The sequence below is a fragment of the Rahnella sp. R3(2024) genome (genome assembly GCF_042920125.1).
Lineage (GTDB): Bacteria > Pseudomonadota > Gammaproteobacteria > Enterobacterales > Enterobacteriaceae > Rahnella > Rahnella rivi.
In genome coordinates this window covers 562812-587619 of record NZ_JBHGBU010000001.1, presented here as the reverse complement: position 1 = coordinate 587619, position 24808 = coordinate 562812, and the positions used below count along the sequence as shown (strand labels likewise).

Genomic DNA, 24808 nt, shown 5'->3' with positions numbered 1-24808 from the left:
CATCCTTGAATGTTCAGCCTTAAACCATACAAAATTATGCAGAGGAGGGGGGTGAAATTTTGTAAAACTGCCCGCTCAGACTGTAAAAAATCATGTGCGGGCAGCGAGTTAACGCGGGGATCAGGCGAGGGTGACGTCGCCCTGAAGCTGACAGCTACAGGCCAGTACATATCCCTGAGCGACGTCTTCATCCGTCAGCGTCATGCGGCTGGTGGTCTGGTAATCGCCGCTGAGTATGCGGGTTTTACAGCTGCCGCACACGCCTGCGCGGCACGCGGCGGTGACCGGTATTTTATGCTGTTCCATCACGGCCAGCAGCGTGGAACCGACCGGTACGCGGTAATTCTGCAACGGCGTCAGGCGGGTCAGCGTCAGTTGCTGATCGGCAGACACCCCGGTTTCCGTCGCCTGGAACTGCTCTTTAACGATGTTATCCGCCGCCACACCGAGTTCTTTCGCCCAGTCGCCCGCCAGTTGCATATAAGGTGCAGGCCCGCAAATCATCACCCGACGTTCACGGATATCCGGCACCCGACTTTGCAGCAAATCCTGGCTCAGCCGTCCGGCGATGTGCCCTGATCCGGCGCCATTTTCCGCAAGAATGGTCAGATCCAGTTGCGGATAGGTTGCGCACAGGTGCTGCCATTCCTGCGCAAAGATAATGTCCTGCGGGCTGCGCACGCTGTAAAACACCTGCACACTTTGCGCAGGATGATGCGCCAGAATATCGCGTGCGACAGACATCACCGGCGTCACGCCGCAACCGGCCGCCAGCAATAACAACGGCTGCCGGGTTTTGCAGGTAAATTCTCCCAGGGCGTCACTCAGCCAGACGTAATCACCGGGTTTGACCTGCGCGGTCAGCCACTGTGAGCCTGCGCCACCGTCAATGCGGCGCACAGTCAGCTGAATAAACGGGCTCTGCCCCGGCGTGGAGGAGAGCGTGTAAGCGCGCTGAATATCGCCGCGCTGGCCGATGTTCACCAGCGCAAACTGACCGGGCTGATAATCATAAACATCATGATTGATCAGGGAAATCGTCCAGACATCGGGCGTTTCCTGTGCAACCGAATAGACCTGCATACGGTTCTGGCACAGCGCCGTTGGCTGATCGGGGAATAACGGAAAATTCATCTCGGTTTACTCCGGCAGCATGGTTTTCAGATCCTGCTCCACCGAAGTGATTGCACGCAGGCCAAATTTTTCATTGAGGATCGCCAGCAGATTATCGGTCAGGAAGGCCGGCGCCGTCGGGCCGGTGGCGATGTTTTTCACACCGAGCGACAGCAGGGTCAGCAGGATCACAATGGCTTTTTGCTCGAACCACGACAGCACCAGACTCAGCGGTAACTCATTCACGCCACAACCTAATTTCTCGGCAAGATTCACAGCCAGAATAATGGCGGAATAGGCATCGTTGCACTGACCGACGTCCAGCAGACGCGGCAATCCTTCAATGGTGCCGAAATCCAGTTTGTTGAAGCGGTATTTACCGCAGGCGAGGGTCATGATCAGGCAGTCTTTCGGTACGCTGACCGCCAGATCGGTGAAGTAACTGCGTTCGCCGCGGCTGCCGTCACAGCCACCAATCAGGAAGATGTGGCGCAGTTTTTTGGTGGCGACCAGATCAATGACGGTATCTGCTGCACTGAGCAAAGTCTGGCGGCCAAATCCGACAGTGATTTCCTGTTCGATTTCACTGTAACGGAAACCCGGAAGCTGCAACGCCTGTGAGATGACCTGCGCAAAATCTTCGCCTTCCAGATGCTGCACGCCCGGCCAGCCGACGATGCTGCGGGTCCAGATGCGGTCGCCATAATTGCCGACTTTCGGATCAATAATACAGTTGGACGTCATGACCACCGGGCCGGGGAATTTCGCGAATTCCACCTGCTGATTTTGCCAGCCGCTGCCGTAGTTACCGGCCAGATGCGGGAATTTTTTCAGTTCCGGATAACCGTGCGCGGGCAGCATTTCGCCGTGGGTATAAATGTTGATGCCGGTACCGGCGGTTTGCTCGAGCAGCATCTGCAAATCTTTCAGATCGTGACCTGAAATCAGAATCGCTTTGCCTGCCAGCGGACGGACGTTTACCGCCGTAGGCTGCGGATGGCCGTAGGCATCGGTTTCACCTTTATCCAGGATGGCCATCACGCCAAAGTTCATTTTGCCGATCGCCATCGCGTTGTCGAGCAGTTCGCCCATGTCGGCGGGTTGCGTACCGAGCCACGCCATCAGACGGTGATATTCGGCGTAAATGGCGGTATCAGACTCGCCCAGAACATGGGCGTGTTCCATGTATGCCGCCGCCCCTTTCAGGCCGTACAGACACAACATGCGCAGGCCATGAATGTCATCGCCGATCTGCGCTTTGTCACCGTTGAGCGCAAACTGTTGCGCCTGTTGTTGCAGTTCGCTGAGATTATCGCTGACCAGTTCCAGCGCGGCCAGCGGGTGACTGACGGTGATCTCCGGGTCCATCAGGCGACAGCGAACGGCCAGCGATTCACGGTAAAGAATGGCTTCACGGGCATAGCCGACGATACGATCAGAATCGAAGTTCACGTTGGTCAGGGTGGAGAAAAAGGCGCGGGGCGCGAAGCTGTCGATCTCTTCATCGATGATGCCGTAGCCGCGTGCCGTCAGCGCCCAGGCGGACAGGCCTTCTAACACTGCGACCAGTAAGTCTTGTAAATCAGAGGTTTCTGCCGTTTTGCCACACATTCCCTGCGCATACGCGCAGCCATTGCCCGCCGGGGTACGGACTGTTTGTTCACATTGCACACAAAACATCATCAGGTCCTTTTTTAAAGTTGCATTTTAAATGCTTGTTTTAATGCAAGCCTAAGACCGGCAGGCTCAAAAATGAAGGGATTTTCAGAGGAAGTGAGCTGAACTTGATTTATCGCAAGTTTTGCAGGCAGGGAAGGACGTTTCCCGCCGCATCACGCAGCGGGAAAACGGCGTCATCAGGCCGAGAAAAAGGCCATCAGAACCGGGGATAACAGGCTGAGCACGAAACCGTGCACCACCGCAGGCGGCACCATATCCAGCCCGCCGCTGCGCTGTAAGACCGGCAGGGTGAAATCCATCGACGTTGCGCCGCACAGCCCCAGCGCGGTGGAACGGCTGCTGCGTACCAGCGTCGGGATCAGCATGATTGCGCACAGCTCACGCGCCAGATCGTTAAAGAATGCGGCGCTGCCGATGACCGGCCCGAAAGAGTCGGTGAGAACGATGCCGGAGAGCGAGTACCAGCCATAACCGGAGGCGAGCGCCAGCCCGGTTTTCAGCGGCAACCCGAGCAGCAGTGCGGCCAGCGCACCGCCGATCAACGCGCTGATCGCCACCACCACCGCCACTATCATGCCGCGGCGGTTAAGGATGATCTGGCGCAGGGTCATGCTACTGTTACGCAGCTGGATACCGACCAGCGCCAGCAGGAAGAGCAGGGCGAGTTCACTGGCCTGCGAGGCGAAAGTCAACCAGTGCCATTGCGTCAGGCCGAGCGCGAAGCCACCGATCACCACGCCGCACAGTTTCAGAGATTCCAGCGCCATGTGTAAACGCGACGGTAACTTTTCCTGTTTATGCTGGGTTTTCCAGGGACGGCGGCGTTCGAGCAGCCAAAGCGCCGCGTAGTTCATCACAAAGATGCACAGGAAACAGACGGCGGCATATTTGAAAATCAGTAATAAATTGGTGCTGAGATTGTCGAGGAAGGCCAGGCTGATCCCCATAATGAACAGGATGACATACACCATCCAGCTCAACATCTGGTTCACAACGTGCAGCAGAGCGCGGTTTTTAACCGGAATAAGGTAACCGAGAATCAACGGCAAAAGAATAATCAACAAGCCGGAATACATGAGATCAAATCCCTGAAAAGTGAGGCTCCCTGAGAGGAGGGCGGCACAGAAAATACCGCCCGTCACGCTAACCAAAAGTTATCTGACTGTAAAGCAGCTTTGCGACACAGAGATCGTCGGGCAGCCTTGACGGAAACCGATTTTTAACGCCATGCTCAGCTAAGTACTGAGCGCACAGGAGGCGTCTGATGTATCTGGAACATATTGATATTGTCGGTTTTCGCGGTATTAACCGGCTCTCTTTGACCCTGACTCAGCCTGCGCAGCGGGGGGCATCGATCACCGGCCCGGCGCATCAGGGGCAGACCGAATCCTTTCTGACCAACACGGTTCTTATCGGCGAAAATGCCTGGGGGAAATCCAGCCTGCTGGATGCGTTGACGCTGCTGCTTTCGCCCGAAGCCAAACTGTATTGCTTCAAAGAAGAAGATTTTTATTTTCCGGCGGGCGAAAAAGAGTCGAAATCGCAGTATCTGCATATCGTGTTTACCTTCTGCGAAAATCAGGCCGGGCATCATATGTCGCCGCGCTTTAATACGCTGTCTCCGCTGTGGGTGAAATGCCCGGATCGTCTGAACCGCATTTATTACCGTCTGGAAGGTGAGCTGGAAGATGACGGCAGCGTGATGACGTTGCGCAGCTTTCTGTCATCCAACGGGCAGCCGCTGAATCTGACGACTATCGACCCGCTGGCGCTGGCGTTGATCCGCCTGAACCCGGTCTTACGCCTGCGGGATGCGCGCTTTATCCGCCGGCTGCGCAGTGACACGCTGGCACCGCGACTTTCCACCAATAATGAACAACTGGCGCAGCAACTCGATGAGCTGACGCGCGGGCTGGTGCGCAATCCGCAATCGCTGACCAACAGTGAACTGCGCAGCGGGCTGTCGGCCATGCAGCAACTGCTGGAACATTATTTTGCCGAGCAGGGCACGTCCAGCAGCGCGCCGTGGCAGCAGAAGCGTCATGGCCGTGCGGAAAGCCGCCGGGCATGGCGTTCACTGGATAATATCAACCGGATGATTGCCGAGCCGAACAGCCGCAGTATGCGCGTGATGCTGCTCGGCATGTTCTCCACGCTGTTGCAGGCGAAAGGCTCGGTGGTGCTGCATCCGGATGCGCGGCCACTGCTGCTGATCGAAGACCCCGAAACCCGTCTGCATCCGATTATGCTGTCCGTGGCGTGGGGATTACTGGATCAACTGCCGTTGCAGCGCATTACCACCACCAACTCCGGTGATTTACTTTCACTGGTGCCGGTTGAACAGATTTGTCGCCTGGTGCGCGAGTCATCCCGCGTGGCGGCTTATGCCATTGGCCCGGAAGGGCTGAGTATGGAGGACAGCCGCCGCATTGCGTTTCATATCCGTTTTAACCGCCCGTCGTCGCTTTTCGCCCGCTGCTGGTTGCTGGTGGAAGGGGAAACCGAAGTCTGGCTGCTCAATCAGCTGGCACGTCAGTGCGGCTATCATTTTGAGTCTGAAGGGATCAAGGTGATCGAGTTTGCCCAGTGCGGGTTAAAACCCTTGCTGCGCTTCGCCCGGCAGATGGGCATTGAGTGGCACACTCTGGTGGACGGCGATGAAGCAGGGCGTAAATATGCGGCGACGGTAAAGGCTAACGTTGAAAATCATGATGATAATCTGCGCTACCGCCTGACCGCACTGCCTTCTCAGGACATTGAATATTTTCTGTATCGGGAAGGTTTTGAAGACGTGTATCGCAAGCATTCCGCCATTGCGGAGAATGTGCCGATGTCGCCGAGACGCATCATCGACAAAGCCATTCACCGCAGCTCAAAGCCCGATCTGGCGATAGATGTGGCGCAGGCGGCTTCGTTGCGGGGAACCTCATCGATTCCCCCGTTGTTGCGGCAAATGTTTTCACGCGTCGCCTGGCTGGCACGCGGCAGGGCAGATTAAGCCGCGCGGCTCTCTTCAGTCAGCACTGCATGCCCATGTCCGCTGGAAAATGTCTGGCGGATTTGGGTTTCCAGCTCATCTAATAACTGGTAACGGCGGCGATACTCAGCGCGTCGTTTACTGGCAATTTCTTCCAGCGGACGGTGTGTTATCTGGCGTGGCAGATGGAAATAGCCGTCCTCGCCTTGTTTTGCGTCCATCGTTTCCCAGAAGCTGTCGTAATCCGCAAACACCATACCTTTACGTTTTTTGTAGCGCGGGTTTTCGTAAATGTGGGTGTGATTGCCTACCGCAACAATCTGCGTCATGCCCGCCAGCTCAGCCAGCGTGGTCAGCGCTTCAATGACCAGACGTTTCGGGAATAAACCGTGGCAGGCTTTGGTTGCCGTCTGTATTTCCTGATGGTCGACGTGCGCGCGGGGCCCCTGAAGCGCACCGATGAACAGCGTCGGTTGGCCCTGATAGTGGATAAACGAGAACGTCACTATGGCGATCGGTTCACCCTGCGGGTTGTTGAAGGTCAGCGTTGCTTCACCTTCTTTATCCAGACGGCTAACCGAATTGAAGGTGATCGCGAAACGTTGCTCATCTTTACCGGTCAGGGTGGCAATCGCCATCGGCTTTTTGCTGAGATAACCGTGGTTAATGGCGTCCGGCAGGCAGTGGCCGATCATGTCGTAATGATCGGTGATGCGTTTCATCGCCTGCTCCGGCGTGATATTGGCGGCCTGATAGACGCGGTGTAACTTGCAGGGCAGGCTCGGCTGCGCCGTCAGGATCTCATCACGCTGCGGATGCTGCGCCAGGTAATCCAGCATGCTAAAGGTTCGGCGCGGATGGGTCAGCGCGCGAAAAAGGAATTTAAAACGGTAGCGCGGCAATTTCCACGAAGGTCCCGGTACCAGACGACGGGAGAGCAGCGCCGTCATCAACTGAAGACCCGAAAGCGGAGCCTTTTCTTCGCATGGGTAACTGAATGTGGTCATGGTGTTTACCTGTTTTGTCTGGCCGGATGTCAATAACGGCTATTTCAACAGGCCAACAATAAACAGGGGTGCAACGGGCAAAAAGAGGGAGAGATTGAACGCGATTTGTTGAGATTGTGTTTAGATTTAATTTGTTTTGTGTCGTGTCTTAGCAATCGGTGTCTAAAAAATGTACTTTATTTATCGTTCAGGGCTTGAAGCCTGACGCATTCTCCCCCATAAATAAAAAATGCCAGTCAGTGAGTGACAGGCATTATTTTTTATCCGAACCGCTGTAACAGAACAGGTCAGGCGACCGCTGCACTTTCCACTGGAATAATGAGGCTGGCATGATTCCCCTTCGGGCCTTCATGAACATCAAAGCTGACCTGCTGGCCTGCCTTTAATGTCCGGTAGCCCTCCATCTGAATGGTGGAGTAGTGAGCAAAAATGTCTTCTCCGCCACTTTCCGGGCAGATGAAGCCAAAACCTTTAGCATTATTGAACCATTTCACTGTACCCGTCAGCATGCTTCTTCATCCCTCTCATGACTAGTCTGGTCGTTAGCGTGAAAGCCAGTTGGGTGAGCGGGAAGACCAGAACCTGGCCAGTGATGGCCTGTTCAAAAGACGTTCAGCTCACGAATTTACACTCTAGTGGAAACGGTTTAGAGATCAAGGAAACGGCATTTGTCATAAGGGGGCAGATAACCAAACTTTGAAGCAGGTAACGCTATTGACATATTTTGTTAAATATATGCCAGCGGGGCTGATGGCAAAGAGGACATTTTGTGCAGCGGCACCGTGACGCAAGAGATGGTAAAATGGGGAAATAGCCGCGTGAAGCCCCGCAGAAAGCTTTCACGTCAGGTATTTAGCATCCAATACGATCTTCACAGGTGACGAGCAGGCAATGGGCGACAAACAAGACTGGCTAAATTTTGAACATTTGACGGCGAATAAGCAAAAGGATGAGGTAAAACCGCCATCTATGTATAAAGTTATATTAAACAACGACGATTACACTCCAATGGAATTTGTGATTGACGTTCTGCAAAAGTTCTTTTCTTATGATATTGAACGTGCAACGCAACTGATGCTCCAGGTGCACTATAGAGGCAAAGCGATATGCGGCGTTTATACCGCCGAAGTCGCCGAAACCAAGGTCGCACACGTAAATGAGTACGCCAAGGAGAATGAGCATCCGTTGCTGTGTACGCTGGAAAAAGCCTGATTAAGGCAATCTATTTGGGAGGTGCCTATGCTCAATCAAGAACTTGAACTCAGTCTCAACATGGCTTTCGCAAGAGCCCGTGAGCACCGGCATGAGTTTATGACCGTGGAGCACCTGTTGCTGGCGTTGCTCAGCAACCCTGCTGCCCGTGAAGCGCTTGAAGCTTGTACAGTCGATCTGGTGGCATTACGCCAGGAGCTGGAAGCCTTCATCGAGCAAACCACACCCACCTTACCCGCCAGTGAAGAGGAACGTGACACCCAGCCTACGCTGAGTTTCCAGCGCGTTCTGCAACGTGCGGTATTCCACGTGCAATCTTCTGGCCGCAGTGAAGTATCCGGCGCTAACGTTCTGGTCGCGATTTTCAGCGAACAGGAATCTCAGGCTGCCTATCTCCTGCGTAAACATGATGTCAGCCGCCTTGATGTGGTGAACTTTATTTCGCACGGTACCCGTAAAGATGAATCGGGTAGCCAGGCGCCAAACAATGCGGAAAACCCAGTTAACGAAGAGCAGTCGGCGGGGGAAGATCGTATGGAGAACTTCACCACTAATCTTAACCAGTTAGCGCGTGTAGGTGGCATCGATCCGCTGATTGGCCGTGACAAAGAACTGGAGCGCGCCATTCAGGTGCTCTGCCGTCGCCGTAAGAATAACCCGCTGCTGGTGGGGGAATCCGGTGTAGGTAAAACCGCAATTGCTGAAGGTCTGGCATGGCGAATTGAGCAGGGCGACGTGCCGGAAGTGATGGCCGACTGCACCCTGTATTCTCTGGATATCGGTTCTCTGCTGGCAGGCACGAAATACCGTGGTGATTTTGAAAAACGTTTCAAATCGCTGCTCAAACAGCTGGAACAGGATAAGAACAGCATTCTGTTTATTGATGAAATCCACACGATTATCGGTGCCGGTGCGGCGTCCGGCGGTCAGGTGGATGCGGCTAACCTGATCAAACCGTTGCTGTCGAGCGGGAAGATCCGGGTGATCGGTTCAACGACGTACCAGGAATTCAGCAATATCTTTGAGAAAGACCGTGCCCTGGCGCGTCGCTTCCAGAAAATTGATATTACTGAACCGACCGTCGAAGAAACCGTGCAAATCATCAATGGCCTGAAAACCAAATACGAAGCGCACCACGATGTACGTTATACCGCGAAAGCGGTGCGTGCGGCGGTGGAGCTGTCGGTCAAATATATCAATGACCGTCACCTGCCGGACAAAGCCATTGACGTTATTGATGAAGCAGGCGCGCGCAGCCGGTTAATGCCGGTCAGTAAACGCAAGAAAACCGTTAACGTCAGCGACATCGAAAGTGTGGTGGCGCGTATCGCCCGCATTCCGGAAAAAACCGTGTCGGCGACCGATCGCGATGTGCTGAAAAATCTCGGTGACCGCCTGAAAATGCTGGTCTTCGGGCAAGATCCTGCCATCGAAGCCCTGACAGAAGCGATCAAAATGAGCCGTGCGGGTCTGGGTCAGGATCGCAAGCCGGTCGGTTCCTTCCTGTTCGCCGGTCCTACCGGTGTGGGTAAAACCGAAGTGACGGTTCAGCTGGCGAAAGCGATGGATATCGAATTGCTGCGCTTTGATATGTCGGAATACATGGAGCGTCATACGGTCAGCCGTTTGATCGGTGCACCTCCGGGGTACGTTGGCTTTGATCAGGGCGGCTTACTGACGGATGCTGTACTTAAACATCCTCACGCGGTGGTGCTGCTCGATGAAATCGAGAAGGCGCATCCGGATGTCTTCAACCTGCTGTTGCAGGTCATGGACAACGGTACGCTGACCGATAACAACGGGCGCAAAGCTGATTTCCGTAACGTGATTTTGGTGATGACCACGAACGCCGGTGTACGTGAAACTGAACGTAAATCGATTGGCCTTATCCATCAGGACAACAGCCCTGACGCTATGGAAGAGATCAAGAAGGTGTTTACACCAGAGTTCCGTAACCGTCTGGACAACGTGATCTGGTTCAACCATCTGTCTACCGATGTGATCCAGCTGGTGGTCGATAAGTTTATCGTCGAACTGCAGGCGCAACTGGATGCCAAAGGCGTCTCGCTGGAAGTCAGTGATGAAGCCCGTGACTGGCTGACCGTGAAAGGTTATGACCGTGCGATGGGCGCGCGTCCGATGACCCGTACCGTGCAGGAAAACCTGAAAAAACCGCTGGCCAACGAACTGCTGTTTGGTTCACTGGTAGACGGTGGCTCGGTGTCTGTGGCGCTGGATAAGGAAGCCGATAAGCTGACTTACCACTTCATGAGCGCGCAGAAGAAAAAGCCGGAAGGTGCGGTGCATTAATTTTCATCGGTGATGAAAAAACAAAAGGCGATGTGAAAACATCGCCTTTTTTCTTTCCGAAATTCTTTATTTAATTGCAGGAATCAGTGAGGGATTTCAGAAAGGATAGTGGAACACATGCCGAATTGCGGATACCACAAAACGCCCTTGCAAGTGCAGGAAGGGCGAAGAGGGTATCCTCGGGTATCGCCGGAAAATCAGCGATGAGTGAGCCGTTTATTAACGGCTACGGAAGACAATGCGGCCTTTGCTCAGGTCGTACGGGGTCAGCTCTACAGTGACTTTGTCGCCCGTCAGGATGCGGATATAGTTCTTACGCATTTTACCGGAGATGTGTGCGGTAACTACGTGTCCGTTTTCTAATTCTACGCGGAACATAGTGTTTGGCAGCGTATCAAGTACGGTGCCCTGCATTTCAATGTTGTCTTCTTTGGCCATCGAATCCTCTAGGTCTAACTACCATAGTTTTTAACCGGCAAGATAATGCCGAAAAACCCACATTATGTAAAGAAGTATGGTTCATGACCGCACCTATTCCCTATCCTTCGGAAATACTGGCAGGTCTTCATCATGTGGGGATAAGTCTTGTGGCAACCAGCAATACGGTGCTAACGCGCGTTGCGAAAGTTCGGATAACTGCTGCAAAAATTGGCGGCGGGGGATCTCTCTCGCACCCAGCGACGCAGTGTGAGGGTTGAGCACCTGACAGTCAATCAGTTCTCCACCATTGCGGGAAAAATGTTGGCAAAACATCATGAGCGCGCACTTGGAGGCATTTTCACGGCGGCTAAACATCGATTCACCGCAAAACAGACTTCCGACGGATACGCCGTACAAACCGCCGACCAGCTCATCACCCTCCCAGACTTCGACTGAGTGGGCATGCCCGGCCTCGTGCAATTCCTGATAACCGCGCTGAACCAGCGGGCCGATCCAGGTGCCTTCTTCACGTTGCATCGCACAGGCGTGGATCACCTGCTCGAAACGTTGATTGAGCGTAAAACGAAAAGGCATCTTACGCATGAAACGTTGCAAACTCCGGCTGATGTGGCGCTCTTCAGGGACTAAAATTGCGCGCGGATCGGGTGACCACCAGAGGATCATCTCTCCGGGCTCAAACCAGGGGAAAATGCCATGCTGATACGCGGAAAGTAAACGCGGTGAGGTCAGGTCGCCACCGATAGCCAGCAGGCCGTTCGGGTCCTGTAACGCAGTATCAGGATCCGGAAAATGAACAGAACTGGCTTCGAGTTTAACTAACCGCATAGATCTCCTTATCCGGCGGCTGGCAGGCCGCCACATAAATCAGTTACAGACATCAGCCGCGCGCAAGAAAACGGGCGTACCGGCCGTGTGAGGCGGCTAACGTCGGGTGATCACCTTGTTCCACAATCTCGCCTTCTTCCATCACACAAATTCTGTCGAGGTTTTCAAGACCTTGTAAACGGTGCGTCACTAAGAGTAGCGTTTTATTTTCACAATGCTTGTGCAGCAAGGCCAGAATATGGTTTTCCGTTTCTGCATCCAGCCCTTCGGTGGGTTCGTCCAGCAACCACAGCGGGCCGTTATGCAGCAGGGCACGCGCCAGGCCTAAACGACGCTGTTCGCCGCCTGAAAGCTGACGGCCACCCTCTCCAAGCCATGCGTTCAGGCCTTCGTCTTCAAGCAGAACATGTAAATCTACCTGTCTGAGTGCCTGAGCAAGCTGGTCATCGGAGCGTTGAGGAGAGGCCATCCGCAGGTTTTCACGCAGCGTATTATTGAAAATATGTACGCGCTGGCTGACGACGGTGATCATCTGACGCAGCGACGCTTCATCGTAGGTCGTTATCGCATGACCGTTAATGCTCAATGCGCCGTTGTTGATATCCCAGCCGCGCGTCAGCAGTTGCAACAGGGTCGATTTGCCACAGCCAGTCTGGCCGAGAAGGGCGATGTGCTCACCGGCAGCCACTTCCAGCGTAATATTTTTAAGCACCGGTAACGGCTGTCCGGGATAAGTGAAATTCACGTTTTTCAGTGACAGAGTGACGTGTTCTGCGGCCTGCGGCCCTTGTGCCGGGAAAGTGACATCGGCGGGCTGATCGATGATCTGACTGACACGCTGTGCGGAGGCAATCACCTGACCCAGATGCTGGAAAGCCGCGGCGACCGGCCCCAGCGCTTCGAAAGCAGCCAGCGGGGTAAACACGAACAACGCAATCAGTGCGCCCGGATTTGCGATTGTCCCGATCCCGCCGGCAGCAAGCCACAGCATCAGCGTTACGGTCAGACCCGCCGCGGCAATGACCACCGCCTGTGACAGCCCGGTGAGCCTGGCCTGCTGCTGCTGGCGCAGCATCCAGCGGCGTTCGATATCATTCAGTTTCTGTCGGAACCGCGCTTGCGCACCGAAGACCACCAGTTCTGACTGGCCCTGTAACCACGACGTCAACTGCATCCGGTAATCACTGCGCAGAGCGGTCAGTTCACGTCCGGCGGGTTTACCTGCACGATAGAACATCACCGGCAGGAGCAGCATCAGAATCATCATGATGCCGCCGAGCGTCAGGGCCAGTTTCACGTCAAGGAAACTCAGCCCAAAGGTCACCAGCGCAATCACCACAAGAGCGCTGATCAACGGAGAGATAACACGCAGATACAGGTGATCCAGCGTATCCACATCGGCGACCAGCCGGTTCAGCAGATCAGCCTGACGAAACCGCGCAATGCCACCCGGCGACAGCGGCATAATTTTAGTGAAAGTGAACACGCGCAAATGCGCCAGTACGCGGAAGGTCGCATCGTGGCTGACCAGGCGTTCAGCGTAACGCCCCGCAGTACGAAAGATTGCGGCACCGCGCACCCCGGCTGCCGGAAGCATGTAATTGAACGTATACAACCCGGCGATACCGGCGACGGCAGAGGCCGCCAGGAACCAGCCAGAGAGCGTCAGCAGGCCAATGCTGGCGAGCAGGGTCACAATCGCCAAAATGATACCCAGTGACAGACGGAACCAGTGACGGCGATACAGGGCGAGATAAGGCAGTAGAATTTTCATGATTACAGCTCCTTACTGCGCTGAGACAACAGGCTGGCAAATAATCCGCCCTGAGCAACCAGATCAGGGAAGGTGCCACGCTCAGCGATCTGACCTTTGTCCATTACCCAGATTTCATCGTAGTCACGGGTATCCTCTAACTGATGGGTGACCAGCAGGGATGTCTGAGCTTCAGACGCTTCGTTCAGCGCGCTCATCACGCGTTTTTCGCTGTGCGCATCGAGGCTGGCGGTAGGTTCGTCCAGCAACAATAATTCGCAGGGAGAGAGCAGGGCACGGGCCACGGCGACACGCTGTGCCTGACCGACCGACAAACGTGCCGCACTGTCGCCCAGTTCGGTTTCAAGCCCCTGAGGCAGCAGCGGTAAAAATTCACTGACATACGCACGCTCTATGGCCGACTGGAGTTGCTGCTCGCTGACATCCGGCTGATTGAGCAGAATATTGTCACGCAGGGTGTGTTCGGGCAGATGTGGATTCTGTCCGACCCAGCTAAGCCGCTTACGCCATTCCTCATTGCGCAAGGTTTTCAGTTCAATGCCGCTGACCGTCAGCGATCCCTGATAAGGCAAAAATCCCAGCAGGGCATTGAGCAGCGAGCTTTTTCCGGCACCGCTTAGCCCTACAATCGCAATGCGTTGGCCAGGATGAATGTTGAACGTCAGCGGGCCGGCGAGCGTTTTGCCCTGCGGCGACTGAATCAACATCTCACGGGCGTGCAGTGACACTTTCTCACCCTGTGGCCAGTTCTGGCTGCCGTCACCCATCTCTGCACTTTCGGCTGTCAGGAACGTCACCAGACTTTCTGCTGCACCCACTGCCTGCGCTTTGGCATGATAAAAGGCACCCAAATCACGCAGCGGCTGGAAGAATTCAGGGGCGAGGATCAGCACCAGAAAACCAGCGAACAGGGTGACCGGCGTGCCATAGCTGCCGAAATTCAGTTCGCCGAGATAAGAGAAACCGAAGTAAACCGCCACAACGGCGATAGAGATTGAGGCGAAAAATTCCAGTACGGCAGAAGAGAGGAAAGCCAGGCGCAGTACGTCCATGGTGCGCGCACGAAAGCTTTCAGTAGAGCGTTTGATCTGATCGATTTCCGCAGTGCCGCGGTGGAAGAGGCGAAGGGTATCGAGGCCGCGCAGGCTGTCGAGGAAGTTGCCGCTCAGACGCGCGAGGGCGACAAAGTTGCGACGATTCGCATCGGCTGCACCCATACCGACCAGCGCCATGAAAATCGGGATCAGCGGCGCAGTGACCAGCAGAATCATCCCTGCTGCCCAGTTGATCGGGAAAATGCTGACCAGAATCAGCAGCGGAATGATCCCCGCAAGAGCGATTTGTGGCAGATAGCGGGCATAGTAATCCTGCATATCTTCGATTTGTTCAAGAATGATGGTCGCCCAGCTGCCCGCCGGTTTGCCCTGTATCCAGGCTGGCCCCAGTTTTTCCAGACGGTCGAGCACTAATTTACGCATCTCCTGACGAATGACACGTCCGCAAATAAAGCCCACCTGTTCCCGCAGCCAGCTCACCACGGCACGCAAAACAAAGGTCAGCGCCATCAGCAGGAAACTTTGCAGCAAGTCTTCACGGGGCGTGTGCTGGATAATCAGGTTGTGCAGCAGACCGGCCATCAGCCATGCCTGAGCCAAAATCAGTAAACCCGAGAGTAAACCCAGCATCATCGACAGACGGATCCAGCCTTTGGCGCGTGAGCTTTGTTGTTTTAACCAGCGGATAAGTTCTTGTTGTCGTGTTTTATTCATCAGGCATCAGTCTGTGCAGCTATCCGGTTCGGAGGCTGAACATGTTACATGCTGAGGGGAGAAAACAAAAAGAATAAGGCGGCCAGATAGCCGCCTTATTCATCAGGATGATGGAAAATAAATCGCAGAAAAGAGGATTACAAATCCGGTGCTTGCGATAAACCATCCAGATAACGCTCAGCATCCAGTGCGGCCATACAACCGGTTCCGGCGGACGTGATCGCCTGACGGTAGATATGGTCCATCACGTCACCCGCGGCAAAAACTCCCGGGATGCTGGTTTGCGTGGCATTGCCGTGCGAGCCGGACTGCACTTTGATGTAGCCGTCTTTAAGCTCAAGCTGGCCTTCGAAAATGCCGGTATTCGGGCTGTGACCGATAGCGATAAATACGCCCGCGACGTCAACCTGAGATTTTTCATCGGTACGGACATCCATCAGGCTTGCGCCCGTCACGCCCATCTGATCGCCGACCACTTCGTCCAGCGTTTTGTGGGTGTGCAGAACAATGTTGCCGCTGGCGACTTTGTCATTCAGGCGATCAACCAGAATTTTTTCAGCACGGAAACTGTCGCGGCGGTGAATTAAATGGACTTCTGAGGCGATGTTAGCCAGATAAAGCGCTTCTTCCACAGCGGTATTCCCGCCGCCCACAACGGCCACTTTCTGATTGCGGTAGAAGAAACCATCGCAGGTGGCACAGGCTGAGACGCCACGGCCTTTAAACGCTTCTTCGGATGGCAAACCGATGTAACGGGCAGAGGCGCCGGTGGCGATGATCAACGCATCACAGGTGTATTCGCCGCTGTCGCCCGTCAGGCGGAACGGACGATTTTGCAGATCCACCTTATTGATATGGTCGAAAATGATCTCGGTGTTGAATTTAGTGGCGTGCTCATGCATGCGATCCATCAATGCCGGACCGGTCAGACCTTCGGGATCTCCCGGCCAGTTTTCCACTTCGGTGGTTGTGGTCAGCTGACCGCCTTTTTCCACGCCGGTAATCAAAACAGGATTGAGGTTGGCGCGCGCTGCGTAAACCGCGGCGGTATAACCTGCCGGGCCAGAACCTAAAATCAATAATTTACTGTGTTTAACCGTACTCATGGGCAATCTAACTCCGCGATGGTGACTAGCGATAAGCGATTGTAGGGAAAACTGCGTGTTAAAAAAAGCAAACTCAGATGTTGTTAGCGATTTGTCTGATAGTTTTTACTGCGCAACCGGCGTAAAAAGGATTTCGCGCTTCACCCTGTTTCAGGTAACTGATTGATGGTAAGCATAAAAAACCAGCACGTCTGATTGTCGGGATAGTCTGGACCTTGTCTATAACACGCTAAAATAGCCACATATCACGGTAATTTGTAGGGATATGGCTGAAATAACGTGTGAACGGAATTGTTATTGTTCAAAGAGAAAAGATAGCTAAAAAGGGGGTGGTGGCTTTTCAATCTGGCACGTTCTTCTGATTTTGCTTCTTTTACTTTGACAATCCGCTGTGCATTTGCGAAAACATCAGGGTAAGAAGAAATTAACTGCCTGTCAGTGACTTGAATTTATCCAAATGGCTGCTACCCGACCCGTTCTGGTGTTGCTTTTGGGTTTTTGTGTTGCCGCAGGGTTTGGTGAATCAGATTGGTTGTTTCCAATCTATTAATTCCACAGAGTTATTTCTTTTGAGTGTCCGGTTTTGGCCGTGTTCCTTATGACAGGGGATAAACACGGCTTTTGGATGCGTAAACCTTAATAATCGGGTCTTCGCTTGGGACAACCCTTAGACATTGAAGTTGGCTGGGGTAGGCAGGTGCAGGGAAGGACAGCAGAGAGACAATAATAATGGTAGACAACAAAAAACGTCCGGGAAAAGATCTCGACCGTATTGACCGTAACATCCTCAACGAACTTCAAAAGGATGGCCGGATTTCAAACGTCGAGCTTTCCAAACGTGTGGGATTATCTCCAACGCCATGTCTGGAGCGCGTTCGTCGTCTGGAACGTCAGGGCTTCATTAATGGTTATACCGCACTGCTTAACCCACATTATCTTGATGCATCGCTGCTGGTTTTTGTTGAGATAACCCTCAACCGCGGTGCGCCGGATGTGTTTGAGCAGTTCAATGCGGCAGTACAAAAACTCGAAGATATTCAGGAGTGTCATTTGGTTTCAGGGGATTTCGACTACCTGTTGAAAACCCGCGTACCGGATATGTCTGCTTACCGTAAGCTGTTAGGTGAGACATTGCTTCGTCTGCCGGGTGTTAACGACACCCGTACCTATGTGGTAATGGAAGAAGTGAAACAGACGAATCGCCTGGTCATCAAGACCCGGTAATTGTCAGGTGCAAAACCTTGTAACTTTAGCTACACTCCTGTGTATCTATACAGCTATGGCGCCGGGGTCAACTCTCGGCGCTGTTGCTTTTTCTCAGTTCACAGGAACCTGGAGAGCCTTTCTTGAGCCAGGAATATACAGAAGATAAAGACGTTACCCTCAAAAGACTGAGCAATGGCCGCCGTATTGTGGAGGCGTTGCTGGTTGTGGTGGCGATATTTGCTGCGTATTTGATAGCAGCACTGGTGAGTTTTAACCCCTCAGATCCAAGCTGGTCGCAAACCGCCTGGCATGGGCCTATTCATAACTGGGGTGGCGGCGTTGGCGCGTGGATGGCGGATACGCTGTTCTTCATCTTTGGCGTATTTGGTTACGCGATCCCCCCTATTATCCTGTGTTTGTGCTGGGCGGCTTTCCGTCAGCGCGATAATCAGGATTTCATCGACTATTTTGCCTGGTCGCTGCGTCTCATTGGGACGCTGGCGCTTATTGTCACGTCTTGCGGACTGGCCTCAGTCAACATCGATGACCTCTATTATTTCGCCTCAGGCGGAGTGATCGGCAGTTTGCTGAGCACGGCGATGACACCATACTTTAACAATGTCGGTGCCACGCTGGTTCTGCTGTGTGTCTGGGCTGCCGGACTGACGCTGTTTACCGGCTGGTCATGGCTGACCATCGCTGAGAAAATTGGTGGTGCAGTGCTCGGTGTCACTAACATTGTGACCAACCGTTCACGCCGTGACGACGATGAATATTATGACGACGAACACGACGATCCGTTGCTGGAAGAAGAGGGTGATGCAAAACCGGTAGCGCATGCTGCTCCGGCAACTGTTGCAGCGACAGCTGCAGCCGCATCACCTGTGGCAGCCGCGCCTGCAGATGCAGATGAAGATGACGTGCTGTTCTCGGCCCCGTCAGTGAATGAATCTTCACCTCAGCCCGCAGTGGCTGATGCCGTGCCGGTGGCTGAAACGTCGCCCGTTGCACCTGAGGCCGTCAGTCGTTATGCCGCAGAGCCGCCGGTCGCGAATATTGCACCACCTCCTGCTGCCCATGAACCTGCCGCGCCGCCGTTATACAGCTTCGAAATTCCGGAAGAAACACCGGTACCGCGCCATCCTCAGCCTGTTCAGCAATCGCCGTCACCGGTGCAACCTGAACACAATGAAGATGACGGGCCACGTATGGGTAACTGGCAGACCGCGGCGGAACACAACACCCGTTCGCCGTTTGACTTCAGTTCGCCAACACCTGACAGCGCTCACGCTGCGAGTGTGGCTGCCACGGCAGCGCTGGCAACCGGTCTGGCGCAAGCCGGGCAGTCTGCCGCATCCACTGCCGGTAATACTTTCATGCCTGCATTCAGCGCCGTCAGTGATGAAAATCCGCAGGTCAAAAAAGGTTTTGGCCCTGAATTGCCAAGACCGAACCCTGTGCGGATCCCAACGCGTCGCGAGCTGGCATCCTACGGGATAAAACTGCCTTCTCAGCGTATGGCTGAGCAGCAAGAGCAAACGGCGCAGCAGAGTGCCACTCAGGAACCTGTCTATCAGGACGAGCAGTCTCTGGCGGATGAAGCTGCGATGCAGGAAGCTGCATTACGTCAGGCGTTTTCCGATCAGCAGCAACAGCGTTACGGCGAAACGGCTGCGCAAGATGAACCTGATGATGAGGCGGCCTTGCAGGAAGCGGAATTACGTAACGCATTTGCTGCACGTGAACAGACCCGTTACCAGCAAGACGTTGAGCCGCAAAGCGGCGTAGTTCAGCATCATCATTCTCAGGCAAATGATCCACAGCAGCAGCGGGCAGAGTCCACAACGTCTGCAGCGGATGATTTTGCCGCGGCGGCCATGAAGCTCAGCCAGCATGACGCATTCAGCTTCTCGCCAATGGCTGATCTGGTCGACGATACGCCTTCCGAGCCGCTGTTTACCTTGTCCGCGCAGGCAGAAGAAGAACCGCAGCCCGCAGCATTTGCACAGGAACCTTACCAACGGCCGCAATCGCCTCAGCCTGTGCAACATGCGCAAGAGTATGAAGCGCCGCGCCAGTCACCGCCTGCGGCTAAACCGGATATGGACAGCCTCATCCACCCATTCCTGATGCGTCATGAGCAGCCGCTGGTAAAACCTACGACGCCATTGCCGTCACTGGATTTACTGACGTCTCCACCGGCAGAAGCTGAACCTGTGGATGAATTTGCGCTTGAGCAAATGGGTAACCTGATTGAAGCGCGACTGAACGATTATCGTATCAAAGCGGACGTCGTCGGCAAATTGCCGGGGCCGGTGATTACCCGTTTCGAGTTGGATCTGGCACCGGGTGTAAAGGCAGCGCGCATTTCGAACCTCTCGCGTGACCTGGCGCGTTCGTTGTCTGCTGTCGCAGTCCGCGTTGTGGAAGTCATTCCAGGCAAACCTTACGTGGGCCTTGAGTTACCGAATAAAAAGCGTCAGACCGTGTATCTGCGGGAAGTGTTGGACTGCGCTAAGTTCAAAGACAGTCCTTCGCCATTGACTATCGTATTAGGTAAAGACATTTCCGGTGAGCCTGTGGTGGCTGATCTGGCGAAAATGCCGCACTTACTGGTGGCGGGTACCACCGGTTCCGGTAAATCGGTAGGTGTGAACGCCATGATCCTCAGCATGCTCTATAAGGCTACGCCTGAAGAAGTGCGCTTCATCATGATTGACCCGAAAATGCTCGAGTTATCCGTGTATGAAGGCATCCCGCATTTGCTGACGGAAGTGGTTACCGATATGAAAGACGCCGCTAATGCGCTGCGTTGGTGTGTCGGTGAGATGGAACGCCGCTACAAACTGATGTCTGCGCTGGGTGTCCGTAATCTGGCCGGTTATAACGAACGTATTCAGGAAGCGGAAGCCATGGGCCGCCCGATCCCTGATCCATTCTGGAAGCCGGGCGACGGAATGGCTGCTGAGCCGCCATTCCTGGGCAAAGAGCCATTTATCGTCGTGCTGGTGGATGAGTTCGCTGATCTGATGATGACCGTGGGTAAAAAGGTGGAAGAGCTGATTGCCCGACTGGCCCAGAAAGCCCGTGCAGCAGGGATCCATCTGGTGCTCGCCACCCAGCGTCCGTCGGTTGACGTCATCACCGGCCTGATTAAGGCCAACATTCCGACCCGTATTGCGTTTACGGTATCAAGCAAAATTGACTCCCGTACTATCCTCGATCAGGGGGGGGCAGAGTCTCTGCTCGGAATGGGTGACATGTTGTATATGGCACCTAACTCATCGATACCCGTACGTGTTCACGGTGCGTTTGTCCGCGATCAGGAAGTGCACGCTGTTGTGCAGGACTGGAAAGCGCGCGGGCGGCCTAAATACATCGAAAGCATCATTTCCGGTGGCGATGATGGCGAAGGTGGCGGGCTGGGTCTGGGTGATGATGAAGAACTTGATGCGTTGTTCGATCAGGCAGTCGCTTTCGTTGTTGATAAGCGTCGTGCTTCAATCTCCGGCGTACAGCGTCAGTTCCGTATCGGTTACAACCGTGCAGCGCGAATCGTTGAGCAAATGGAAGCGCAGGGGATCGTGAGTACGCCGGGCCATAACGGCAACCGTGAAGTACTGGCACCCCCTTCGCATGAATGAGCCTTGTCTGAACTGCTCGTATTAGGTTAAGAAGGGTCGCGAAAGCGGCCCTTGTGCAAAGATGCGTAAAACACATGTTTTTCAGATGATTGAGCTACCGCCGGGGCGCCGCCTCGGATAGAGTTCGCACCATACGTCTTTTGCCAGTGTGAAAGGCATCATCTGAGTTTTTGGATCCCTGAGGTAATAATAAGAATGAAAAAATTGTTAATGGTAGGGTGTTTACTGACTGCATTTACCTCCGCTTCTGTTTTGGCGGATGCCAGCAGCGATCTTAAATCCCGCCTGGGCAAACTGAACACCTTCCACGCCAGCTTTACGCAGACCGTGACCAGTGATGATGGCGCCGCTGTTCAGCAGGGCGAAGGTCAGCTGTGGGTAAAACGTCCGAACCTGTTCAACTGGCATATGACCACGCCAGATGAAAGCATTTTGGTTTCCGATGGCAAAACCCTGTGGTTCTACAATCCGTTTGTTGAGCAAGTGACTGCAACCTGGTTGAAAAATGCGACCGGTAACACGCCGTTTATGCTGATCACCCGTAACGACAGCAGCGACTGGGCGAAATATAACGTGAAGCAAAAAGGCGATGATTTCGAATTAACGCCTAAAGGCGTAACCGGTAATCTGAAACAATTCACCATCAACGTGACGCCGACCGGCACCATCAAGAGTTTCTCGGCTATCGAGCAGGACGGGCAGAAAAGCGCTTACGTTCTCAAAGGTGAGCAGAATGCGACCGTTGACGATGCCAAATTTAAATTTACTCCACCACAAGGTGTGACGGTGGACGACCAGCGTCAGTGAGGCCCCTTTGAGTAATATGTCACTCGATTTTTCCCAGAATGAATTTCAGCCACTGGCCGCCAGAATGCGGCCAGTCACTCTTGCAGAATATATCGGACAGCAACATCTGTTAGCGCCTGGCAAACCTTTGCCACGCGCGATTGAAGCAGGGCAGTTGCATTCGATGATCTTGTGGGGGCCGCCGGGCACCGGGAAAACGACGCTGGCAGAACTGATTGGCCGCTATGCAAATGCTGACGTCGAGCGCATTTCAGCGGTCACTTCAGGCATCAAAGAAATCCGTGAAGCTATTGAGCGCGCCCGTCAAAATCGTGATGCCGGGCGTCGTACTATTCTGTTTGTCGATGAAGTCCATCGTTTTAATAAAAGCCAGCAGGATGCATTCCTGCCGCATATTGAAGACGGCACCATTACGTTTATTGGTGCGACGACGGAAAATCCCTCGTTCGAACTCAATTCTGCATTGCTGTCACGCGCCCGCGTTTATCTGCTGAAATCCCTCACTGCGGAAGATATCGAAAAAGTCATCGACCAGGCACTCACCAATGCCGAGCGCGGATACGCCAATGAAAAAATTCGTGTTCCGCCAGATACGCGCAGGATGTTGTCGGAGCTGGTGAATGGCGATGCCCGCCGCGCGCTCAACAGCATCGAAATGATGGCCGATATGGCAGAAGTCGATGCAAAAGGTTTCCGGACACTCACGCCCGAATTATTGACCGAAATATCCGGTGAGCGCAGCGCGCGATTTGATAACAAAGGCGATCGCTTCTACGACTTAATTTCTGCATTGCACAAATCGGTTCGTGGCTCATCTCCGGACGGCGCACTTTACTGGTATGCCCGTATTATCACCGCGGGAGGAGATCCTCTCTACGTAGCCCGCCGGTTATTAGCCATCGCGTCTGAAGATGTGGGTAATGCCGATCCTCGCGCAATGCAGGTGGCGATTGCAGCCTGGGATTGTTTCACCCGCGTCGGTCCGGCGGAAGGTGAACGGGCGATAGCTCAGGCGATTGTCTATCTGGCTTGCGCGCCAAAAAGTAATGCAGTTTACAGTGCGTTTAAAGCAGCAATGCGTGATGCGCGTGAAAAATCCGACTTCGATGTGCCGGAACATTTGCGTAATGCCCCGACCAAGCTGATGAAAGAAATGGGGCTGGGTAAAGAATATCGTTATGCCCACGATGAGCCGAACGCGTACGCCGCCGGAGAGGATTATTTCCCACCGGAAATGGCCCGTACTCAGTATTATTATCCCACCTCCCGCGGTCTGGAAGGCAAGATCGGTGAAAAGCTGGCTTGGCTTGCTGAACAAGATCAAAATAGCCCGACAAAACGCTACCGCTAACTTTATCGTTGCGGTAAGGTTACCTGGATAACTCTTTGACACGCTGCCGTTTAACGCGGCGTGCTTCATCAAATTAACATTCAATAACGACACGTACAGGATTAGCATGCTCGATCCCAATCTGCTGCGTAATGAGCTAGACGCAGTTGCAGAAAAACTCGCTCGCAGAGGTTTTAAACTCGATGTGGAAAAGCTGCGTTCTCAGGAAGAGCGCCGCAAAGTCTTGCAGGTAGAAACGGAAACTCTCCAGGCTGAACGTAACGCACGATCGAAAACTATCGGTCAGGCTAAAGCCCGTGGCGAAGACATCGAACCCCTGCGTCAGGAAGTGTTTACGCTGGGTGAGAAGCTGGATGCAGCAAAAGCTGAACTGGACGCATTGCAAAATGATATCCGTGATGTCGCTTCTGCTATTCCTAACTTGCCAGATGATTCCGTACCTGCCGGTAAAGATGAAAACGATAATCAGGAAGTCAGCCGCTGGGGCACACCGCGCCAGTACGATTTCGCCGTACGCGATCACGTATCGCTTGGCGAAATGGCGGGCGGTCTGGATTTCGCCGCTGCGGTTAAGCTGACCGGTTCTCGTTTCGTTGTCATGAAAGGGCAAATTGCCCGCATGCATCGCGCACTTTCTCAGTTCATGCTTGATTTGCATACTGAGCAGCACGGTTATCTGGAAGCGTACGTTCCTTATCTGGTCAACCATGAAACGCTTTATGGTACCGGTCAGTTGCCTAAGTTTGGCGAAGACTTGTTCCATACCAAGCCTTTGGACGAAGAAGCGGGCAGCAGCAATTATGCGCTGATCCCAACGGCAGAAGTGCCTCTGACCAACCTGGTGCGTGACGAAATCCTCGATGAGGAATCACTGCCTCTGAAGATGACTGCGCATACGCCATGTTTCCGTTCAGAAGCCGGTTCCTACGGACGTGATACCCGTGGTCTGATCCGTATGCACCAGTTCGATAAAGTCGAGATGGTTCAGATTGTTCGTCCGGAAGATTCAATGCAGGCGCTTGAAGAACTGACTGGCCATGCCGAAAAAGTCCTTCAGCTGCTGAATCTGCCATACCGCAAAATGTTGCTGTGCACTGGCGATATGGGCTTTGGTTCAAGCAAAACCTATGATCTGGAAGTGTGGCTGCCCGCGCAGGATACGTACCGTGAAATCTCCTCGTGTTCTAACATGTGGGATTTCCAGGCGCGTCGTATGCAGGCTCGCTGCCGTAGCAAAACAGAGAAGAAGCCACGTCTGGTTCACACTCTGAACGGTTCCGGTCTGGCCGTTGGCCGTACACTGGTTGCCGTGCTGGAAAACTATCAGCAAGCAGATGGCCGTATCGAAGTGCCGGAAGTGCTGCGTCCTTACATGGGCGGTTTAGAATATATCGGCTAATGCCGCTATATACTTTACAATATAGCGAAAAGCGCCTCCGGGCGCTTTTTTTTATGTCTGAAATCGTGCGTTGTACGAGAGTTCTGCTGTTCCGTCTCCCCCAATCCTTTCCAATCTTGATAGCAAACAAAGTTTCCTACCTCATGGTGAGTAATATCCATGCATTCCGAGTGGGTACCCTAATACT

General features: G+C 53.8%; 18 protein-coding genes. 8 read left to right on the top strand and 10 right to left on the bottom strand.

Annotation, left to right across the window (positions count from 1 at the left end; all coding sequences use genetic code 11):
- Positions 1–120 precede the first annotated feature (120 nt).
- The 3 genes from hcr to ABSH60_RS02560 all read right to left on the bottom strand — a co-directional run bounded on the left by hcr (position 121) and on the right by ABSH60_RS02560 (position 3869).
- Positions 121–1134 carry an NADH oxidoreductase gene (gene hcr, locus ABSH60_RS02570; protein WP_390972566.1) on the bottom strand — a complete coding sequence of 338 codons (1014 nt, stop codon included), beginning with the start codon at positions 1132–1134 and terminating at the stop codon, positions 121–123.
- Positions 1135–1140: 6 nt separating this feature from the next.
- Positions 1141–2793, bottom strand: coding sequence for a hydroxylamine reductase (gene hcp / locus ABSH60_RS02565; RefSeq protein WP_390975661.1), 1653 nt, complete (start codon positions 2791–2793; stop codon positions 1141–1143).
- A gap of 176 nt (positions 2794–2969) precedes the next feature.
- Positions 2970–3869 (bottom strand): lysine exporter LysO family protein, encoded by a 900-nt coding sequence (locus ABSH60_RS02560; protein WP_122094736.1) that lies wholly within the window; start codon positions 3867–3869, stop codon positions 2970–2972.
- A 188-nt stretch (positions 3870–4057) separates the two neighbouring features.
- Here ABSH60_RS02560 and ABSH60_RS02555 point away from each other — a divergent pair, with 188 nt between their 5' ends.
- On the top strand, positions 4058–5791 hold the full coding sequence (locus ABSH60_RS02555; RefSeq protein WP_390972563.1) for a DUF2813 domain-containing protein: 1734 nt from the start codon (positions 4058–4060) through the stop codon (positions 5789–5791).
- Here the strand turns inward: ABSH60_RS02555 and ABSH60_RS02550 are convergent.
- Complete coding sequence (locus tag ABSH60_RS02550) at positions 5788–6777, bottom strand: DUF535 family protein (protein ID WP_390972562.1); 990 nt, start codon at positions 6775–6777, stop codon at positions 5788–5790. The genes ABSH60_RS02555 and ABSH60_RS02550 overlap by 4 nt on opposite strands.
- A gap of 287 nt (positions 6778–7064) precedes the next feature.
- On the bottom strand, positions 7065–7286 hold the full coding sequence (cspD, locus tag ABSH60_RS02545) for a cold shock-like protein CspD (protein ID WP_056769224.1): 222 nt from the start codon (positions 7284–7286) through the stop codon (positions 7065–7067).
- Positions 7287–7668: 382 nt separating this feature from the next.
- On the opposite strand from cspD, the gene clpS reads away from it, so the two are divergent.
- Positions 7669–7989 (top strand): ATP-dependent Clp protease adapter ClpS, encoded by a 321-nt coding sequence (gene clpS, locus ABSH60_RS02540; protein WP_056769226.1) that lies wholly within the window; start codon positions 7669–7671, stop codon positions 7987–7989.
- 27 nt (positions 7990–8016) lie between these two features.
- Entirely contained in the window at positions 8017–10299 is a 2283-nt protein-coding gene (gene clpA / locus ABSH60_RS02535) for an ATP-dependent Clp protease ATP-binding subunit ClpA (RefSeq protein WP_056769228.1), read from the top strand.
- A 219-nt stretch (positions 10300–10518) separates the two neighbouring features.
- On the opposite strand, the gene infA is transcribed toward clpA, so the two are convergent.
- The 5 genes from infA to trxB all read right to left on the bottom strand — a co-directional run bounded on the left by infA (position 10519) and on the right by trxB (position 16214).
- The gene (infA, locus tag ABSH60_RS02530; protein ID WP_002211347.1) at positions 10519–10737 is read right to left on the bottom strand and encodes a translation initiation factor IF-1; all 219 of its coding nucleotides are present in this window, start codon (positions 10735–10737) and stop codon (positions 10519–10521) included.
- Positions 10738–10830: 93 nt separating this feature from the next.
- Entirely contained in the window at positions 10831–11565 is a 735-nt protein-coding gene (aat, locus tag ABSH60_RS02525; protein ID WP_390972556.1) for a leucyl/phenylalanyl-tRNA--protein transferase, read from the bottom strand.
- 52 nt (positions 11566–11617) lie between these two features.
- The gene (cydC, locus tag ABSH60_RS02520; RefSeq protein ID WP_390972554.1) at positions 11618–13339 is read right to left on the bottom strand and encodes a cysteine/glutathione ABC transporter ATP-binding protein/permease CydC; all 1722 of its coding nucleotides are present in this window, start codon (positions 13337–13339) and stop codon (positions 11618–11620) included.
- 2 nt (positions 13340–13341) lie between these two features.
- A complete protein-coding gene (gene cydD, locus ABSH60_RS02515) occupies positions 13342–15108 on the bottom strand; it encodes a cysteine/glutathione ABC transporter permease/ATP-binding protein CydD (RefSeq protein ID WP_122094747.1) in 1767 nt (588 codons plus the stop codon).
- Between the two features lie 137 nt (positions 15109–15245).
- Positions 15246–16214, bottom strand: coding sequence for a thioredoxin-disulfide reductase (gene trxB, locus ABSH60_RS02510; RefSeq protein WP_122094749.1), 969 nt, complete (start codon positions 16212–16214; stop codon positions 15246–15248).
- Between the two features lie 729 nt (positions 16215–16943).
- On the opposite strand from trxB, the gene lrp reads away from it, so the two are divergent.
- The 5 genes from lrp to serS all read left to right on the top strand — a co-directional run bounded on the left by lrp (position 16944) and on the right by serS (position 24621).
- Positions 16944–17438: a leucine-responsive transcriptional regulator Lrp gene (gene lrp / locus ABSH60_RS02505; protein WP_013574775.1), complete on the top strand. Its 495-nt coding sequence runs from the start codon at positions 16944–16946 to the stop codon at positions 17436–17438.
- Between the two features lie 122 nt (positions 17439–17560).
- Complete coding sequence (locus tag ABSH60_RS02500) at positions 17561–21064, top strand: DNA translocase FtsK 4TM domain-containing protein (RefSeq protein ID WP_390972551.1); 3504 nt, start codon at positions 17561–17563, stop codon at positions 21062–21064.
- 195 nt (positions 21065–21259) lie between these two features.
- Positions 21260–21871 carry an outer membrane lipoprotein chaperone LolA gene (lolA, locus tag ABSH60_RS02495; protein ID WP_390972549.1) on the top strand — a complete coding sequence of 204 codons (612 nt, stop codon included), beginning with the start codon at positions 21260–21262 and terminating at the stop codon, positions 21869–21871.
- Positions 21872–21878: 7 nt separating this feature from the next.
- The gene (locus tag ABSH60_RS02490; protein WP_122094755.1) at positions 21879–23222 is read left to right on the top strand and encodes a replication-associated recombination protein A; all 1344 of its coding nucleotides are present in this window, start codon (positions 21879–21881) and stop codon (positions 23220–23222) included.
- A 106-nt stretch (positions 23223–23328) separates the two neighbouring features.
- The gene (serS, locus tag ABSH60_RS02485; RefSeq protein ID WP_122094757.1) at positions 23329–24621 is read left to right on the top strand and encodes a serine--tRNA ligase; all 1293 of its coding nucleotides are present in this window, start codon (positions 23329–23331) and stop codon (positions 24619–24621) included.
- Positions 24622–24808 lie beyond the last annotated feature (187 nt).

Coding starts and splice junctions, on each gene's coding strand:
- hcr (WP_390972566.1), bottom strand. CDS start 1,134: ATGAATTTTCCGTTATTCCCCGATCAGCCAACGGCGCTGTGCCAGAAC.
- hcp (WP_390975661.1), bottom strand. CDS start 2,793: ATGTTTTGTGTGCAATGTGAACAAACAGTCCGTACCCCGGCGGGCAAT.
- ABSH60_RS02560 (WP_122094736.1), bottom strand. CDS start 3,869: ATGTATTCCGGCTTGTTGATTATTCTTTTGCCGTTGATTCTCGGTTAC.
- ABSH60_RS02555 (WP_390972563.1), top strand. CDS start 4,058: ATGTATCTGGAACATATTGATATTGTCGGTTTTCGCGGTATTAACCGG.
- ABSH60_RS02550 (WP_390972562.1), bottom strand. CDS start 6,777: ATGACCACATTCAGTTACCCATGCGAAGAAAAGGCTCCGCTTTCGGGT.
- cspD (WP_056769224.1), bottom strand. CDS start 7,286: ATGCTGACGGGTACAGTGAAATGGTTCAATAATGCTAAAGGTTTTGGC.
- clpS (WP_056769226.1), top strand. CDS start 7,669: ATGGGCGACAAACAAGACTGGCTAAATTTTGAACATTTGACGGCGAAT.
- clpA (WP_056769228.1), top strand. CDS start 8,017: ATGCTCAATCAAGAACTTGAACTCAGTCTCAACATGGCTTTCGCAAGA.
- infA (WP_002211347.1), bottom strand. CDS start 10,737: ATGGCCAAAGAAGACAACATTGAAATGCAGGGCACCGTACTTGATACG.
- aat (WP_390972556.1), bottom strand. CDS start 11,565: ATGCGGTTAGTTAAACTCGAAGCCAGTTCTGTTCATTTTCCGGATCCT.
- cydC (WP_390972554.1), bottom strand. CDS start 13,339: ATGAAAATTCTACTGCCTTATCTCGCCCTGTATCGCCGTCACTGGTTC.
- cydD (WP_122094747.1), bottom strand. CDS start 15,108: ATGAATAAAACACGACAACAAGAACTTATCCGCTGGTTAAAACAACAA.
- trxB (WP_122094749.1), bottom strand. CDS start 16,214: ATGAGTACGGTTAAACACAGTAAATTATTGATTTTAGGTTCTGGCCCG.
- lrp (WP_013574775.1), top strand. CDS start 16,944: ATGGTAGACAACAAAAAACGTCCGGGAAAAGATCTCGACCGTATTGAC.
- lolA (WP_390972549.1), top strand. CDS start 21,260: ATGAAAAAATTGTTAATGGTAGGGTGTTTACTGACTGCATTTACCTCC.
- serS (WP_122094757.1), top strand. CDS start 23,329: ATGCTCGATCCCAATCTGCTGCGTAATGAGCTAGACGCAGTTGCAGAA.